Origin of the sequence: Reyranella sp., assembly GCF_030651995.1 — a bacterium.
Taxonomy (GTDB): Bacteria; Pseudomonadota; Alphaproteobacteria; order Reyranellales; family Reyranellaceae; genus Reyranella.
This window is the reverse complement of the sequence record NZ_JAUSBN010000033.1, coordinates 1-14,635: the sequence shown is the minus strand read 5'-3', so window position 1 is coordinate 14,635 and position 14,635 is coordinate 1. Positions and strand designations below refer to the sequence as shown.

The 14,635-nt window shown below is 65.0% G+C and carries 16 protein-coding genes; 10 read left to right on the top strand and 6 right to left on the bottom strand.

All coding sequences use genetic code 11. The features are described 5' to 3' along the window. Nucleotides 1-10: 10 nt before the first annotated feature. Entirely contained in the window at nt 11-508 is a 498-nt protein-coding gene (locus Q7V45_RS08905) for an SRPBCC domain-containing protein (protein ID WP_304850302.1), read from the top strand. A gap of 352 nt (nt 509-860) precedes the next feature. Here the strand turns inward: Q7V45_RS08905 and Q7V45_RS08900 are convergent, their stop codons facing one another. From Q7V45_RS08900 to Q7V45_RS08890, 3 genes are read right to left on the bottom strand one after another with little or no spacing between them, the layout of a single operon-like run. After that, nucleotides 861-1,322, bottom strand: a complete 462-nt coding sequence (locus Q7V45_RS08900) for a PaaI family thioesterase (RefSeq protein ID WP_304850299.1) — start codon at nt 1,320-1,322, stop codon at nt 861-863. Beyond that, nucleotides 1,319-1,783 (bottom strand): PaaI family thioesterase, encoded by a 465-nt coding sequence (locus Q7V45_RS08895; RefSeq protein WP_304850296.1) that lies wholly within the window; start codon nt 1,781-1,783, stop codon nt 1,319-1,321. Before Q7V45_RS08895 ends, Q7V45_RS08900 begins: the two co-directional genes overlap by 4 nt. Further along, nucleotides 1,784-2,956: an acyl-CoA dehydrogenase family protein gene (locus Q7V45_RS08890; RefSeq protein ID WP_304850293.1), complete on the bottom strand. Its 1,173-nt coding sequence runs from the start codon at nt 2,954-2,956 to the stop codon at nt 1,784-1,786. 141 nt (nt 2,957-3,097) lie between these two features. Between Q7V45_RS08890 and Q7V45_RS08885 the strand changes: the two genes are divergently transcribed. From Q7V45_RS08885 to Q7V45_RS08860, 6 genes are all read left to right on the top strand, one after another. Next, nucleotides 3,098-3,973 (top strand): branched-chain amino acid ABC transporter permease, encoded by an 876-nt coding sequence (locus Q7V45_RS08885; RefSeq protein WP_304850290.1) that lies wholly within the window; start codon nt 3,098-3,100, stop codon nt 3,971-3,973. A 4-nt stretch (nt 3,974-3,977) separates the two neighbouring features. Continuing rightward, nucleotides 3,978-5,129 (top strand): branched-chain amino acid ABC transporter permease, encoded by a 1,152-nt coding sequence (locus Q7V45_RS08880; RefSeq protein ID WP_304850287.1) that lies wholly within the window; start codon nt 3,978-3,980, stop codon nt 5,127-5,129. Further along, nucleotides 5,126-5,884: an ABC transporter ATP-binding protein gene (locus tag Q7V45_RS08875; protein WP_304850284.1), complete on the top strand. Its 759-nt coding sequence runs from the start codon at nt 5,126-5,128 to the stop codon at nt 5,882-5,884. Before Q7V45_RS08880 ends, Q7V45_RS08875 begins: the two co-directional genes overlap by 4 nt. 11 nt (nt 5,885-5,895) lie before the next feature. Then, nucleotides 5,896-6,672 carry an ABC transporter ATP-binding protein gene (locus Q7V45_RS08870; protein ID WP_304850280.1) on the top strand — a complete coding sequence of 259 codons (777 nt, stop codon included), beginning with the start codon at nt 5,896-5,898 and terminating at the stop codon, nt 6,670-6,672. Nucleotides 6,673-6,688: 16 nt separating this feature from the next. Continuing rightward, the gene (locus tag Q7V45_RS08865) at nt 6,689-8,533 is read left to right on the top strand and encodes a long-chain fatty acid--CoA ligase (RefSeq protein ID WP_304850278.1); all 1,845 of its coding nucleotides are present in this window, start codon (nt 6,689-6,691) and stop codon (nt 8,531-8,533) included. A gap of 496 nt (nt 8,534-9,029) precedes the next feature. Beyond that, the gene (locus Q7V45_RS08860; RefSeq protein ID WP_304850275.1) at nt 9,030-10,226 is read left to right on the top strand and encodes an ABC transporter substrate-binding protein; all 1,197 of its coding nucleotides are present in this window, start codon (nt 9,030-9,032) and stop codon (nt 10,224-10,226) included. 76 nt (nt 10,227-10,302) lie between these two features. On the opposite strand, the gene Q7V45_RS08855 is transcribed toward Q7V45_RS08860, so the two are convergent. Next, a complete protein-coding gene (locus tag Q7V45_RS08855; RefSeq protein WP_304850270.1) occupies nt 10,303-10,608 on the bottom strand; it encodes a hypothetical protein in 306 nt (101 codons plus the stop codon). 14 nt (nt 10,609-10,622) lie between these two features. Beyond that, nucleotides 10,623-10,940, bottom strand: coding sequence for a hypothetical protein (locus tag Q7V45_RS08850; protein WP_304850267.1), 318 nt, complete (start codon nt 10,938-10,940; stop codon nt 10,623-10,625). 84 nt (nt 10,941-11,024) lie between these two features. Here Q7V45_RS08850 and Q7V45_RS08845 point away from each other — a divergent pair, with 84 nt between their 5' ends. Together Q7V45_RS08845 and Q7V45_RS08840 are read left to right on the top strand one after the other, a co-directional pair. Next, the gene (locus Q7V45_RS08845; protein WP_304850264.1) at nt 11,025-11,795 is read left to right on the top strand and encodes an SDR family oxidoreductase; all 771 of its coding nucleotides are present in this window, start codon (nt 11,025-11,027) and stop codon (nt 11,793-11,795) included. Then, nucleotides 11,782-12,540 carry a glucose 1-dehydrogenase gene (locus Q7V45_RS08840; protein WP_304850261.1) on the top strand — a complete coding sequence of 253 codons (759 nt, stop codon included), beginning with the start codon at nt 11,782-11,784 and terminating at the stop codon, nt 12,538-12,540. Before Q7V45_RS08845 ends, Q7V45_RS08840 begins: the two co-directional genes overlap by 14 nt. Nucleotides 12,541-12,682: 142 nt before the next feature. Here the strand turns inward: Q7V45_RS08840 and Q7V45_RS08835 are convergent, their stop codons facing one another. Continuing rightward, nucleotides 12,683-13,567, bottom strand: a complete 885-nt coding sequence (locus Q7V45_RS08835) for an alpha/beta fold hydrolase (RefSeq protein WP_304850258.1) — start codon at nt 13,565-13,567, stop codon at nt 12,683-12,685. Nucleotides 13,568-13,694: 127 nt separating this feature from the next. Here Q7V45_RS08835 and Q7V45_RS08830 point away from each other — a divergent pair, with 127 nt between their 5' ends. Then, nucleotides 13,695-14,441, top strand: a complete 747-nt coding sequence (locus tag Q7V45_RS08830) for a 2OG-Fe dioxygenase family protein (protein ID WP_304850255.1) — start codon at nt 13,695-13,697, stop codon at nt 14,439-14,441. Nucleotides 14,442-14,635: the final 194 nt, after the last annotated feature.

Genomic DNA, 14,635 nt, shown 5'->3' with positions numbered 1-14,635 from the left:
GGGAAAGTCCATGAGCGACGGCGCGCAATTCACCCATGCGCATATGGTGCGCTTCGAGCGGCACCTTCCCGGCCCGCCCGCACAAGCGTGGAGTTTCCTGACCGTCCCTGGCCGCCTGCCAGGCTGGTACGGCGAGGGCAGCATCGAGCCGAGGGTCGGTGGCGCCGTGTCTCTGATGGGCGGCCACATTCGCGGGGTCGTCACCCAATGGCAGCCACCGGGCCGGCTGGCTTACACATGGAACGTGTACAATCCGGGTGATGCGACGTCGCCCTACCCCGAATCGTACGTCATCCTGACATTGGCAGCCTCCGTCGAGGGGACCCTGCTGACGCTCGAGCACCTTCCGGTCCTGGAATCGTTCGTGAAGCTGAACGCGATGGGCTGGCACACCTTCGTCGACATGGTCGACGCCGCCGTCCGCGGCGAACCCGTGCATGGCCGCGACCACTACATGGCGCAGAACGCCAGGCAGTACGGTGTCGACCTGAACAATCCGCTGAGGTGATCACCCCTCCCTTTGTCCTCTCCGCCGCGCAGCGGGGGAGAGGAAGGGGCCCATCGCGAAGCGATGGGTAGGTGAGGTGGTGGCCGATCCAGCAAGGCTGAGTGTATCGAGGGCATGAGGCGTGACACCTCACCCTCCCCGCGCTCATGCGCGGGTCCCCTCCCTCTCCCCACGCTGCGCGCGCGGAGAGGGCATTTAGCAGGCTGTTGAAACAGGGTTTTCCGAAGTACCGGCGAGCAAAAATGATCCGTCAACGGTCGCCGTGACATATGATTCAGGAGCCGCCGCCCCCGATTCGTCCGATTCGTTTGTCTCGTTTATTCGCCAGGACTCCGACCTTTTTAACGGCCTGCTAAAGCGATGGCGGGGCGTCGGCGTCGGACTTGACCAGGAAGTGGGCGTTGGCCGTCGCGACCGGGCGGGACCGGTCCTCCTGCCAGGCCTCGGCGAAGACATTGACCATGCGGCGGCCCTGCTTGGTCACCTTGGCGCAGGCAATCACGTCGACCGGGCGGGCCGAGCGCAGGTAGTCGACCGTGATGTTGACGATCTTCGGCACCGTCTCGGTCTCCGTCTCCCACAGGAGATGGAAAATCGCCGCCATCTCAAGCATGGCGCCGAGGGTGCCGCCGTGGATCGCCGGCAGGAACGTGTTGCCGATCAGCTCGGGATGAAAACGCATGCGGGTCAGCAGCTCGCCGGTGCCATTCTCCGGCGCAATCTGCATCCATCGCGCGTAGGGAATGGCCTCGGCCAGGCGGGCGACATTGCCCTCTTTGCGCGCCTCGGCGAGGCGGCTGAGCAACGCGCTCATGGCTTGTCCTCCAGCGGCGGCCGCGTCGGCTTGCCCTTAGTGCCCAGCATGAAGGTGCCGGCGGCGGCGGCGATCGGGTCCTTGGCATCGCCGTGATGGGCGAAGGCGCGGGTGAAGGCGACCGACCGCGTAATGCGATAGCACTCGGCCTCGGCGATCACCGGCTTCCCGGGCTCGGCCGGCCGCACATAGTCGATGCGCAGGTCGAGCGTCGCGAAGGGTTCCGGCGCCTTCAGCATGGTGGCCACCGACATGCCGCAGCAGCCGTCGAGCATGGCGGTGAGCGGCCCGCCCGCCAGCACGCCGGTCTCGGGATTGCCGACCAACTCCTCACGCCACTCGAGCTGCATCGAGGCGAAGCCGCGTGAGGCGCCGATCACCTTGAGGCCCAGCGCCTTGTTGTGCGGGATATTGTCGGAGAACCATTGCTGGAAGAGCGCGATGCGCGCGTCCTTTTCCATCTAGAACCCCATCTGGCGGGCGGCGAGATCCTTCATGATCTCGGTCGAGCCGCCGCCGATCGACATGACCTTGGTCTCGCGATAGATGCGCTCGACCTTGGCGCCGCGCAGGTAGCCGGCACCGCCGAAGATCTGCATCGCCTCGTTGGCGCAGAATTCCATGGTCGAGGTCGCGAGGTTCTTCAGCATGCAGATCTCGGCGACCGGCTTCTCGCCCTGGCCGACCCGATACGCCAGCAGCTCGAGCGTCGACTTCACCGCGTTGATGCGCATCGCCATGTCGACCAGCCGGTGGCGGACGACCTGGTTGGCGATCAGCGGCTTGCCGAACGTGTGGCGCTCGCGAGCATAGGCGATCGCCTCGTCGAGGCAGACCTTGGCATAGCCGCAGGCGCCGGCCGCCATGCCCAGCCGCTCGGAGTTGAAATTCAGCATGATGCCGATGAAGCCGCGATTCTCCTCGCCGATCAGGTTCTCGACCGGCACCTTCACATTGTCGAAGAAGAGCTGGGCGGTGTCGGACGCCCACCAGCCCATCTTCTTCAGCTTGGTGCGGGCGAAGCCCTCCCGGTCGCGCTCGATCAGCAACAGGGAGACCCCGGCCGCCCCCGGCCCGCCGGTGCGGACCGCGACCGTGTAGTAGTCGGCGCGCATGCCCGAGGTGATGAACATCTTGGAGCCGTTGACGACATAGTGGTCGCCCTCGCGCCGCGCCGTGGTCTTGAGGTTAGCGACGTCGGAGCCGCCGCTGGGCTCGGTGATGGCCAGCGCGCTGATCTTCTCGCCCGCCAGGACCTCGGGCAGCACCTTGCGCTTCATCCATTCCGGCCCTAGCGCGGCAATGGGCGGCGCCCCGATCGTGTGGCTGTTCAGGCTGGCATTGAGGCCGCCGCTGCCGTGGCGCGCCATCTCCTCGGCCTTGACGATGCCGAAGAACGGATCGGTGGGAACGCCGCCATATTCCTCGGGGAAACCGAGTTGCAACAGGCCCACGGCCGATGCCTTGCGATAGAGCTCGCGCGGGAATTCCTCGGCCTCGTCCCACTGGTCGACATGGGGCATGAGTTCACGCTCGACGAAGCGCCGGACGGTGCTTCGAAACGCCTCGTGCTCCTCGGTATAGAACGGCGACGGCGGCCTCCCCGACGGGATGGCCTGCTCGGCGAGCGACATGGTTTTCTCCGGTGACGGCGCTTGATCGATGCACAGTATAACGCGCTGAGCGAAAATCCATTGACTCTCCGCAGCCCTGCCATGTCTTATGATTCACGTTAAACGCGAAGCCGATAAACGGCCGGTTGACAGGGTAAGGGAATGCTCGATTTCATCCAGCAGCTGGTGAGCGGGATCGCGCTTGGCTGCGTCTACGGCCTGATCGCGCTGGGATTCGTCCTCATCTACAAGGCGACGGAAGTCGTCAATTTCGCCCAGGGCGACCTGATGATGCTGGGCGGCTTCTTCGTCTTCACCTTCATCGGGCTGATCGGCCTCGACTACTGGTTGGGCTTCCTGTTCGCGGTCTGTGCCATGGCGGTGTTCGGCATGGCGACCGAGCGGGTCCTGATCCGGCCGATCCTGGGTTATCCGCAGTTCTCCATCGTCATGGCCACGATCGGGCTGGGATACTTCCTCCGGTCCATCGCCGGCATGATCTGGGGCACCGACGATCTCAGGATTGAGACGCCCTTCTCGAGCGGCGTCGTGAAACTCGGCGACCTGGTCATCGCCCACGACAAGCTCTCCGTAATCGTAGCCACGGTTATCCTGTGCGTGGTGCTCTACGCCTTCTTCAACTTCACGCGGATGGGCACCGCCATGCGCGCCACGTCGGAGAACATGCTGGCGGCCTATTACATGGGCATTCCGGTCAAGCGGGTCGTCTCGCTGATCTGGGCGATCAGCGCCGCGGTCGCGGCCACCGCCGGCGTCCTGCTGGCGCCCATCACCTTCATCCATTCCAACGTCGGCCTCGCCCTCGGGCTGAAGGCCTTCCCGGCGGCGGTCCTGGGCGGCTTCGGCTCAATCCCCGGCGCCCTGATCGGCGGCCTGATCATCGGCGTCATCGAGACCCTGGCCGGCTTCTACCTGCCGCAGGGCTGGAAGGACGTCGCCCCCTACATCGTGCTGCTGATCGTCCTGCTGGTCCGGCCGCATGGGCTGTTCGGCCCCAGCATGCGCAAGAAGGTCTGAGCCCATGCGTTTCGTCTTCAAGACAGATTACGACCAGGACATCCGCCTCCTCAAGCACAGCGGCTACTGGTGGTCCTACGGCGTGCTGCTGGCGCTGCTGATCGCCTTCCCGTACCTGGTCGGCAGCTACCTGCAGAGTCAGATCGTCTTCGTGTTCATCTACGCCATCGTCGGCGTGGCACTGATCATCCTCACCGGCTTCACCGGCCAGGCCTCGCTGGGGCATGCCGCCTTTCTCGCCATTGGCGCCTATACGGCCGGCTTCCTGCAGAGTCAGGGGATGTCCTTCATCGTCTACTTCCCGGCGGCGGCGATCATCACCGGCGCTGTCGGGGCGATGGTCGGCTTCCCCGCGCTGCGCCTCAGCGGCATCTACCTGGTGATCGCCACCATCGCCTTCGCCTTCATCGTCGAGGAGATCCTGGCACGCTGGGAGTCGGTGACACACGGCAACGAGGGCATGCGGGTCAGGACCATCGATTTCCTCGGCCAGCCTATCCCGCGCGACAGCGATGCCTTCTACTTCCTCTGCCTGCTGGTGCTGGTGGGTTCGATCCTGCTGGCGCTGAACCTGCTGCGTTCGCCCACCGGCCGCGCCTTCATCGCCATCCGCGACTCCGAGACCGCCGCCAAGAGCATGGGCATCGACCTCGCCGGCTACAAGGTGAAGTCCTTCGCCATCAGCGCCGCCCTCACCGGCATGGCGGGCGTGCTGTTCGCCCACAAGATGTCGTTCATCTCGCCCGAGATGTTCACCTTGTTGCTCTCGATCGAATTCATCATGGTGATCATCATCGGCGGCGCCTTCGGGGTGCATGGCGCGGTGCTGGGCGCGATCTTCATCGTCATGGTCGATCCGTTCCTGACGACCCTCAAGGACGACGTGCCGGTGCTGGGCGCCAGCCTCGCCACCACGCTCGGCATGGCACCCGATGCCGCGGGCAAACTGAAGGAAACCATGTCGGCGATCGGCTCGGCCGCCGGCCTCAAGGGCGCGATCTACGGCCTCATCATCATGATGTTCATCCTGTTCGAGCCCTACGGCCTCTACGGCCGCTGGCTGAAGGTGAAGCTCTTCTTCCAGCTCTTCCCGCTCTACAAGAAGGCCACCTTCAAGCGTCAGAAGACCTACGTGAAGTCGGAGCGCAACCGATGAGCTTCTTCACGGTCGACAGCATCTCGCTGCAGTTCGGTGGCCTCAAGGCGGTCGACAGCGTCAGTTTCAGCGTCGAGAAGGGCGAGATCTTCACCATCATCGGCCCCAACGGCGCCGGCAAGACCTCGATCTTCAACCTGATCTCGCGGCTCTACGACCCGACCTCGGGCAAGCTGTTCTTCGAGGGCCGAGACATCACGGAGGTCCCGCCGCATCAGATCGCCAGGCTCGGCATCGCCCGCACCTTCCAGAACATCGAGCTGTTCGAGAACGCCACGATGCTGGCCAATCTCCTGGTCGGGCGGCACTGCCACGCCACGACCCAGCTCTGGCAGGAGATCCTGTTCCTGCCGTCGGTGCGCCGCGCCGAGAAGGAGCACCGCCGCAAGGTCGAGGAGGTGATCGAGTTCCTCGACCTGCAGGCCTATCGCGACAAGCTGATCGCGGGCCTGCCCTACGGGGTGCGCAAGGTCGTCGAGGTCGCCCGCGCCCTCTGTTCGGAGCCCAAGCTGATCCTGCTGGACGAGCCCTCCTCCGGCCTCAACGTCGAGGAAACGGACGACATGTCGTTCTGGATCCGCGACATCCGCACCGATCTCGGCGTCACGGTGCTGATGGTCGAGCACGACATGACCCTGGTGAACCGCGTGTCCGATCGCGTGCTGGCGCTGAACTACGGCAAGGTGCTGGCCTCCGGCACGCCGGCCGAGGTGCAGGCGCATCCCGACGTCATCGCGGCCTATCTCGGCGCCTGAGAGGAGCGGACATGAGCGACGACCCGATCCTCAAGGTCTCCAACATCGAGAGCTACTACGGCCCGATCATGGCGATCCGCGGCGTGAGCCTCGCCGTGCCGCGCGGCAAGATCATCACCGTGCTGGGCGCCAACGGCGCCGGCAAAACGACCATCCTCAAGACCATCTCGGGCGTGCTCGACCCGCTCAAGGGCACCATCGAGTTTGAGGGCAGGCCGATCCAGAGGATGGATGCCGACAAGATCGTGCGGCTGGGCCTCAGCCACGTGCCGGAGGGCCGCGAGGTCTTCCCCTTCCTCTCGGTCCGCGAGAACCTCGCGATGGGCGCCTTCCTGCGCAAGGACCGCGACGGCGTCGCCCGCGACCTGGAAAAAGTCTTCGTCTATTTTCCCCGCCTCAAGGAGCGCATCGACCAGCCGGCCGGCTCGCTGTCCGGCGGCGAGCAGCAGATGCTGGCGATCAGCCGCGCACTGATGAACCGCCCGAAGCTGCTGCTGCTCGACGAGCCCTCGCTCGGCCTGTCGCCGCTGCTGGTGAAGGAGATCTTCAGCATCATCCGCCGGGTCAATGCCGAGGAAGGCACGTCGATCCTGCTGGTTGAGCAGAATGCCAAGATGGCGCTGGAGACGGCCCATTACGGATACGTGCTCGAGGTCGGCCGCGTCGTGATGGACGACACCTGCGAGCGGCTGATGGGCAGCAAGGACATCCAGGAATTCTATCTTGGCGCCAAGGAAGAAGGCGCCCGCGGCGAACGCCGCTGGAAGAAGAAGAAGAACTGGCGCTGACGGGAACGAGGACACCATGCCCACCAAAGCGACGCTGACGGTTGCCGAGACCCTGCCCAAGAGCTTCGTGCTCTCCTGCCGGACGCGCGGCGACCGGCCGGCCATGCGCGAGAAGCTCTATGGAATCTGGAACGCCATCTCCTGGACCCAGTGGCTCGAGAAGTCGAAATCCGTCGCCCTGGCGCTGCACGAGATCGGCTTCCGGCCGGGCGACGTCGCTTCGGTGCTGGCCAACACCGTGCCGGAGTGGAACTACGCAGACTTCGGCATCCTGTGCGCGGGGGGCGTCTCCTCGGGCATCTACCCCACCGACTCGGCCAAGCAGGTCGAATATCTGATCAACGACTCGAAGACCTCGGTCCTGTTCGTCGAGGACGACGAGCAGCTCGACAAGGCGCTCGACGTGCGCGAGCGCTGCCCCACCTTGCGCAAGATCGTGGTGTTCGACATGGAAGGCCTGCGCACCTTCAACGACCCCATGGTGGTCTCGCTCGACGAGTTCATGGCGTCGGGCCGCAACTACGGCAAGGACAAGGACGCGCTGTTCGAGGAGCTGGTCGCCTCGCGCAAGCCCGACGACCTCGCCATCCTGGTCTACACCTCGGGCACGACGGGACCGCCCAAGGGCGCCATGCACAGCCATCGCAACGTGGTCTACACGATGCAGAACTGCATGCATCCCGAACTGTCGCTCTCCTGGCACGAGGGCGACGAGCGGCTGGCCTTCCTGCCGCTCTGCCATGTCGCCGAGCGCGTCGCCGGCAGCTACTACTCCGTCGCGACCGGTGTTTGCAGCAACTTCGCCGAGAGCCCCGAGACGGTGCCCGACAATATCCGCGAGGTGCAGCCCACGCTGTTCGGCGCGGTGCCGCGCGTGTGGGAGAAGTTCTACGCCGGCATCACGATCGCGCTGAAGGACGCCACGCCGCTGCAGCAATGGGCCTATCGGCGCGCGATCTCGGCCGGCCTCGCCATCGCCGACGCGCGGCTGGCACGGCGCGAACCTACCGCGTTCGAGAGGCTGCGCTTCCAGGCCGCCTATTGGCTGGTGCTGAAGAACATCCGCCGCATGATCGGCCTCGACCGCTGCCGCTGGCTGTTCACCGGCGCCGCGCCGATCTCGCCCGAACTGATCCGCTGGTATCTGGCGCTCGGTCTCGACATGTACGAGGTCTACGGGCAGACGGAGAATTGCGGGCTGGCGACGGCGATGCCGGCGAACGCCATCAAGCTCGGCACCGTCGGAAAGTCCGTGCCCTATGGCCAGGTCGCGATCTCGCCGGTCGGCGAGATCCTGATCAAGGGCGACATGGTGTTCATGGGCTACCTGAACCAGCCCGAGAAGACCGCCGAGACGGTCGACAAGGACGGCTGGCTGCACACCGGCGATGTCGGCCTGATCGACGAGGAAGGCTACGTCAAGATCACCGACCGGATGAAGGACATCATCATCACGGCGGGCGGCAAGAACATCACGCCGTCGGAGATCGAGAACCAGCTCAAGGCATCGCCCTACATCAGCGACGCCGTGGTGATCGGTGACAAGCGCGCCTACCTCACCTGCCTCGTCATGATCGAGCGCGAGACGGTCGAGAAATTCGCCCAGGACATCGACGTGCCCTTCACCAACTACACCAGCCTGTGCCGCTCCAAGGAGGTCCAGGACCTGATCTGGTCGGAGATCGAGAGGGTCAACGCCAACTTCGCCCGGGTCGAGACGATCAAGCGCTTCTACCTGATCGAGCAGCAGCTCACGCCCGAGGACGAGGAGCTGACGCCGACGATGAAGCTGAAGCGGTCGTTCGTGAACACGAAGTACAAGGACCAGATCGACGCCATGTACCGGCCGCAGGCTGCCTGAGCAGGACATGCCCCCCGAGATCATCCTGGGCACGCACCAGGATCTGGCGGGCCCGACAAATTCCTAGGGTGTTCCCCTCATCAACGGCATTACAATGGCCGTCGACGAGGTCAACGCGGCGGGCAAGGACCTTAGCCGCGACAATTTCCTCGCGCCCGTGGAATCCGGCGACGTGTTCCGGGACATCTACAACTCGCCGCCGGTGACGTTCTCGCCAGCGAGCGCTTGGCCACCGTCTACCTGCTTCGGCACGTCGCGAATGACCGCAGGGTGGTGCCGAAGCGTGACCTCCAGAACTGCGGCCCCCCCCTTCGACGACCAAGGCCCGGGTCCGCCCGGGTCTTTTCCTTTGTGCTCCGGAAAACTCCATTTCGCCGTGCATAACCGCTGCGAAACTGCTCTACTTGCCGCCAAGTCGCAGCAAGCGACGACGGATCGGGTCGTGTGCGCCACCCGCCGCAAAGTCAGAAGAGCGCAGCAGTGGAGGAAACGGACAATGCATCTCAAGGCATTCGCGGTAACGCTTGCCTGCACGACGACGCTGGCGGTGATGCCGGCTCTCGCGCAAACCAAGGTCACGAACCAGGGCATCACGCCGACCGAGATCGTGATCGGCACGCATCAGGATCTCTCCGGTCCGATCAAGGTCTGGGGGGTGCCGGTACTCAACGGCATGCAGCTCGCGGTTGACGATATCAACGGCAAGGGCGGCATCCACGGCCGCAAGATCCGACTGGTCGCCGAGGACAGCGCCTACGACCCGAAGAAGGCGGTTCTGGCCAGTCAGAAGATGGTCGAAAAGGACAAGGTGTTCGCCATGGTCGGGCCCATGGGCTCACCCACGGTGCTGGCGTCACAGGACATCCTGTTCGATGCCGGCGTGCCACAGCTCTTTCCGCTGACGGCGGCCGAGTTCACCTTCAAGTTCGACCCGAAGAAGCCGCAGGAAAGGCTCAAGTTCAACAACCTGCTGCCCTACGTCGAGAGCACCCGGGCGGCCGTGAAGTACATGGTCGAATGGAAGAAGCCCAAGGCCGCCTGCATCATGTACCAGGACGACGAGTACGGTAAGAACGTATTCGACGGTTTCACCCAGCAGCTCGCTGCGATGAACATGAAGGCCGCGTCGGTCACGACCTACAAGCGCGGCGCTTCAGACTTCAGCGCTCAGGCCGCCAAGATGAAGTCCGACGGCTGCGACCTCGTGGTGATGGGCACGGTCATTCGCGAGACGATCGGCCTGATGGCCGAGGCCAAGAAGATCGGCTTCGCCCCGGTCTGGCTCGGCGCCACGCCGGTCAACGTGCTCGAAATCCCGGCCCTCGGGAAAGAACTGGTCGAGGGTCTGTACGCTGCCGCGGGCTTCGTCATTCCCTACCGCGACACGTCGACGGGCGCGGTCAAGGAATGGTGCGAGGCCTACTTCAAGAAGTTTGGTACGGAACCGAACAGCCAGGCGGTCATCGGCTACAATGCGGTGATGACCTTTGCCCACTATGCCCAGGTCGCGGGCAAGGAGCTGACGGGGCAGAAGCTGCTCGACGCCATGGAGTCGGGCGGCATTTACCAGGACATCTTCGGATCGCCCCCGACCAAGTTCTCCAAGACCAACCACCTGGCGACGACGATCACCCAGATCCAGGAGATCAAGAACGGACGCTGGGTCCTGGTAAAGGGCGACCTGGTCTTCTAGTCGGCAGTGCAGCATGTGAAGATCAACCCGGACGGGCGACCGTCCGGGTTTTTCTATGGTCGGACCAGACCGGGCGTCAGACCGGAGGCACCGGCACCTTGTTGCGGCGGAGTTCCTGCTGCAGCACCGGAATGGCGGCGCCTGTCTGGCCCTCGTGGCATTGGGCGATCGCCACGCGCGCATTGATGTCGGCGTCGGTGTTGTCATCGTCGCCGGCGCTGTCGCCCATGCCGCTCGCGACATACTCGCCATAGGCCCAGCTGAGTTTGGTGCAGTAGGCGGCGGCCTGGGCGGCCGTCATGCCGGGCGGTGGACCGGCCGCCGTCTGGGTGCAGGCCGCCGCGACCAGCGGCAAGAGGATCAGTCCGGCAAACCGGGTCATGTGCAAAGGAGTTCTCACGGGGCCGGCACCTCGACCTTGTTGTTGCGCAGCTCCCTCTGCAGCACCGGAATGCCCGCGGCCGTGTTGCCGTCCTGGCACTGGGCGATCGCGACACGGGCGTCGATGTCGGACTGGCCGCCGCCCCTGCCAACGCCGCCCATCGACGTGGCAAGGCCGGCGACATATTCGCTGTAGACCGTCGTCAGCTTCGTACAATAGGCCGCGCCCTGCGCCGCCGTCATGCCCGGCGGGGGTCCCCCCGCAGTCTGTGTGCAGGCGGCCAGAACGACCGGCACGACCACACATCCGAGAATTCTCGTCCACTTCTCCATGCAATCCTCCACGAGGATACGCTAACGCAGCACGCGTTTAGCCGCTATGCTCCCCTCGCTATGAGCGATGAACTTTCCGGGAGAGTGGCGGTCGTCACCGGCGGCGGTTCGGGCATCGGCGCCGCCTCGGCCGCCCTGCTCGCCGCAGCGGGTGCCGCCGTAATCGTGGCCGACCTGGCTGAGGGCTCTAAAGAGACTCAGGTCGGCCGCTTCGTAATGCATGACGTCGTATCGGAGGAGTCCTGGCAGGCGCTGCTGGCCGACATCCTCCAGCGCGAAGCCCGGCTCGACATCATGGTCAACAATGCCGGCATCTCCGGCGGTCCCGGGAATCCCGAGACCACGACCGTCGAGAACTGGCAGAACGTCCAGGCGATCAATTCCGAGGGCGTGTTCCTCGGCTGCAAGTACGCCATCCAGGGCATGAAGCATCTCGGCGCGGGCAAGACCGGATCATCGGGATCGATCGTCAACATCTCCTCGATCGCCGGCCTGGTCGGCGGCGCCGGTCCCACCGCCTATACCGCCAGCAAAGGTGCGGTGCGGCTGCTCAGCAAGAGCGTGGCGCTCTACTGCGCCGAACAGAAATACGGCATCCGCTGCAATTCCGTTCATCCGGGCGGCGTCGACACGCCGATCTTCAATCCGCTGTGGCAGGCCGTCGGCCACGAACAGGGCAAGGCCTTCCTCGGCTCCCGCCATCCGATCGGCCGCATGGCCGAGCCGCGGGACCTGGGCGAGCTCGTCCTGTGGCTGGCCTCCGACCGATCGTCCTTCGTCACCGGCGCGGAGTTCACCTCCGACGGCGGGGTCACCGCCGGCCTTATGAGGAGGTCGCTCCTTGCCCCGTCTTGAGAACAAGGTCGTCCTGATAAGTGGCGGTGCGTCCGGTATCGGTGCCGCGACCGCCCGCATGGTCGTGCGCGAGGGCGGCAAGGCCGTCCTGGCCGACCGGGACAAGGCCAGGGGCCATGCGCTGGCGGCCGAGCTGGGCGACGCCGCGCATTTCGTGCCGCTCGACGTGGTTCAGGAAGAGAGCTGGCAGGCCACCGTCGCGGCCACCGTCGAGAAGTTCGGCGCGCTGCATGGGCTGCTGAACGCGGCCGGCGTCGGCGTGCGCAACTCGATCGAGGACTGCACCCTGGCAGAATACCGCCGGGTCAACGACATCAACTCGCTGGGCACGTTCCTCGGCTGCAAGCATGCCATCCCGGCGATGAAGGCGTCGGGCGGTGGCTCGATCGTCAACATCTCCTCGGTGCTGGGCCTGCGCGGCGCGTCCTACGCCATGGCCTACTGCGCCTCCAAGGGCGCGGTGCGCACCCTCACCAAGAACGTGGCGCTGCACTGTGCCCAGCAGAAGTACAACATCCGCTGCAACTCCGTGCACCCGGGCTATATCGACACGCCGATGATCGCGCCGAGGCTCGATATCAACGTCGGCAACATGACGGGTCGCCAGGCGCTGGAGGAACTCCATCCGCTCGGCCGACTCGGCCAGGCCGACGAGGTGGCGCACATGATCCTGTTCCTGCTGTCGGACGAGTCGACGTTTTCGACCGGCTCGGAGTTCGTGTGCGATGGTGGTTTAACAGCGTAGACGAGACTCCGTCGTCTCGACCGAAGCCGAGCGCAGCGAGGCGTAGCGGAGAGACCTACTCTCCACCAAAAGCCGGCAATTCGTAGAGAGAAGGTCTCTCCGCTGCGCGCTACGCGCTCCGGTCGAGACGACGGATTTACCCTTAAGACTTCATCCCCGTGATCGAGCCCGAGACCGCGCGCGGGTCGCGCTTGGGCCAGCGGCCGGCTTCGACCTGGACGATGAAGTCGCCGACGATGCGGTTGAACTGGTCGGGATCCTCGAGGTTGATCGTGTGGCCGCAGTTCGGCATCACCGCCAGCGCCGCCGTCGGAATCTCGCGCTTCATCAGCATCGAGGGCGCGAGGCAGGGCCAGTCTTCGTCACCGGTCAGAACGAGGGTGGGCACGGTCATCGCGCGCATCTTGTCCACCAGGTCATAGAGTGACGGCCGCTCACCCTGGCAGCCGAGCTGGGTGTTGGCCGAGCCCAGCGCCGAATGCTCGGCCAGCGCCTTCTTGAATTCGGCGAAGCCGCGCGGATCCTTGTTCTCGAACTGAACGCGCGTCGGACCGTAGGCGTACTTCTCGGCGAAGGCCGCCATGCCCTCTTCCTGCAGCGACCTGGCCACGATGCCGACCTCGGCCTTGAACTTCGCCGTCTCGTGCTTCTCCGCGCCATAGCCGACGCCGGCCACGACCAGCGAGCGCGCCCGCGTGGGATGGCGGAAGCCGAAATGCAGGCTGGCGAAACCGCCCATCGAGAGGCCGACCACATGGGCTTTGTCGATGCCGAGATGATCCATCACCGCCAGGATGTCGTCGGTGGCGCGGTTCTGGCTGTAGCTCTCGGGCTTCTCCGGCACGTCGGACGGCGGATAGCCGCGCGCGCCGTAGGTGATGCAGCGATTGCGCTGGCCGAAGTGGCGCATCTGCATTTCCCACGAGCGATGGTCCGCGGCGAATTCGTGCACGAAGACGATGGGCGCCCCGGCTCCCGTCTCCTCGAAATAGAGCTTCACGCCATCGTCGGTCGTCGCATACGGCATCGGTCGATCTCCCTGTCGGCGCCCCTACCCCGCGCGGGCCGGTGTCTGCAAGCGCTGCGCCAATCCCTAGAAACGTTCATGCGCTTCAGATGAGGAATGATGGCACCGTAATGCTAAGGTAACCAATATGAGTGAAATCGGTACCGGCCTGCAGAACGCCTCGGGCATCCGCGCCGCCGTCGAACGCGCGGGTTATGCCTTCGTCGAAGCCTCCGACATGCGAACGGCCCTCGGCCGTTTCGGGTCGCTTGCCGACTGGACGGCCTTCGCCGAGAGCTGGAACGATCTCGAAGTCGATACCTACATGGGCGATGGCGGCCGCTACCGGCGGAGACGCTTCGGCGTCTATGCGGCGGAGCGTCAGGGCGCCATCGTGCGCAGCCCTCACCAGCCGCACTATCAGGGGCTCGACTACAACACCCTGAACGGCGGCATCGAGCGCTGGTTCAAGCCCGTAACCGACGAGATCGGCAACGGCGCTTCGATGCGCACCATCCTCGAATACTGCCGCGCCCTGTTCGGACGCCTCGCACCCGATGCGAAGAAGTGGCACGTCGAGGTCCACCAGTTCCGCATCGAGGCCAGGACCGGAGAGGCCGGCAAGCCGACACCCGAGGGTATGCATCGGGACGGCGTCGACTACGTGCTCGTGCTGCTGATCAACCGCCGCAACATCGCCAGCGGCACCACGACGGTGCACGATCTGGACAAGCGCGCGCTGGGCAGCTTCACCCTCACCGATCCGCTCGATGCCGCGCTCGTCGACGATTCCCGCTGCTATCACGGCGTGACGCCGGTGCAGCCGGAGAACCCGGCCCAGCCCGCCTATCGCGACGTGCTGGTAGTGACGTTCAAGAAGAAGCCGCTGTCGTAGTTATCCCCGTCGTCCTGAGCGGAGCGCCGAAGGCGCGTAGTCGAAGGACCTCTTTTTTTGTTTCAACGCGCCGTTCGCCAGAAAAGAGGGCCTTCGACTGCGCCGCCCTTCGGGAGTCTCCGCTCAGGACGACGGAGTGTTTTGTTGGGCGGGAGGAAGCTCAACGCTGCCGAGCGTGCAGCTCACTGCGAAGA

What these genes read in the sequence shown, in the direction of transcription:
- Q7V45_RS08905 (WP_304850302.1), top strand. Translation starts at nt 11, where the DNA reads ATGAGCGACGGCGCGCAATTCACCCATGCGCATATGGTGCGCTTCGAG.
- Q7V45_RS08900 (WP_304850299.1), bottom strand. Translation starts at nt 1,322, where the DNA reads ATGAGCGCGTTGCTCAGCCGCCTCGCCGAGGCGCGCAAAGAGGGCAAT.
- Q7V45_RS08895 (WP_304850296.1), bottom strand. Translation starts at nt 1,783, where the DNA reads ATGGAAAAGGACGCGCGCATCGCGCTCTTCCAGCAATGGTTCTCCGAC.
- Q7V45_RS08890 (WP_304850293.1), bottom strand. Translation starts at nt 2,956, where the DNA reads ATGTCGCTCGCCGAGCAGGCCATCCCGTCGGGGAGGCCGCCGTCGCCG.
- Q7V45_RS08885 (WP_304850290.1), top strand. Translation starts at nt 3,098, where the DNA reads ATGCTCGATTTCATCCAGCAGCTGGTGAGCGGGATCGCGCTTGGCTGC.
- Q7V45_RS08880 (WP_304850287.1), top strand. Translation starts at nt 3,978, where the DNA reads ATGCGTTTCGTCTTCAAGACAGATTACGACCAGGACATCCGCCTCCTC.
- Q7V45_RS08875 (WP_304850284.1), top strand. Translation starts at nt 5,126, where the DNA reads ATGAGCTTCTTCACGGTCGACAGCATCTCGCTGCAGTTCGGTGGCCTC.
- Q7V45_RS08870 (WP_304850280.1), top strand. Translation starts at nt 5,896, where the DNA reads ATGAGCGACGACCCGATCCTCAAGGTCTCCAACATCGAGAGCTACTAC.
- Q7V45_RS08865 (WP_304850278.1), top strand. Translation starts at nt 6,689, where the DNA reads ATGCCCACCAAAGCGACGCTGACGGTTGCCGAGACCCTGCCCAAGAGC.
- Q7V45_RS08860 (WP_304850275.1), top strand. Translation starts at nt 9,030, where the DNA reads ATGCATCTCAAGGCATTCGCGGTAACGCTTGCCTGCACGACGACGCTG.
- Q7V45_RS08855 (WP_304850270.1), bottom strand. Translation starts at nt 10,608, where the DNA reads ATGACCCGGTTTGCCGGACTGATCCTCTTGCCGCTGGTCGCGGCGGCC.
- Q7V45_RS08850 (WP_304850267.1), bottom strand. Translation starts at nt 10,940, where the DNA reads ATGGAGAAGTGGACGAGAATTCTCGGATGTGTGGTCGTGCCGGTCGTT.
- Q7V45_RS08835 (WP_304850258.1), bottom strand. Translation starts at nt 13,567, where the DNA reads ATGCCGTATGCGACGACCGACGATGGCGTGAAGCTCTATTTCGAGGAG.
- Q7V45_RS08830 (WP_304850255.1), top strand. Translation starts at nt 13,695, where the DNA reads ATGAGTGAAATCGGTACCGGCCTGCAGAACGCCTCGGGCATCCGCGCC.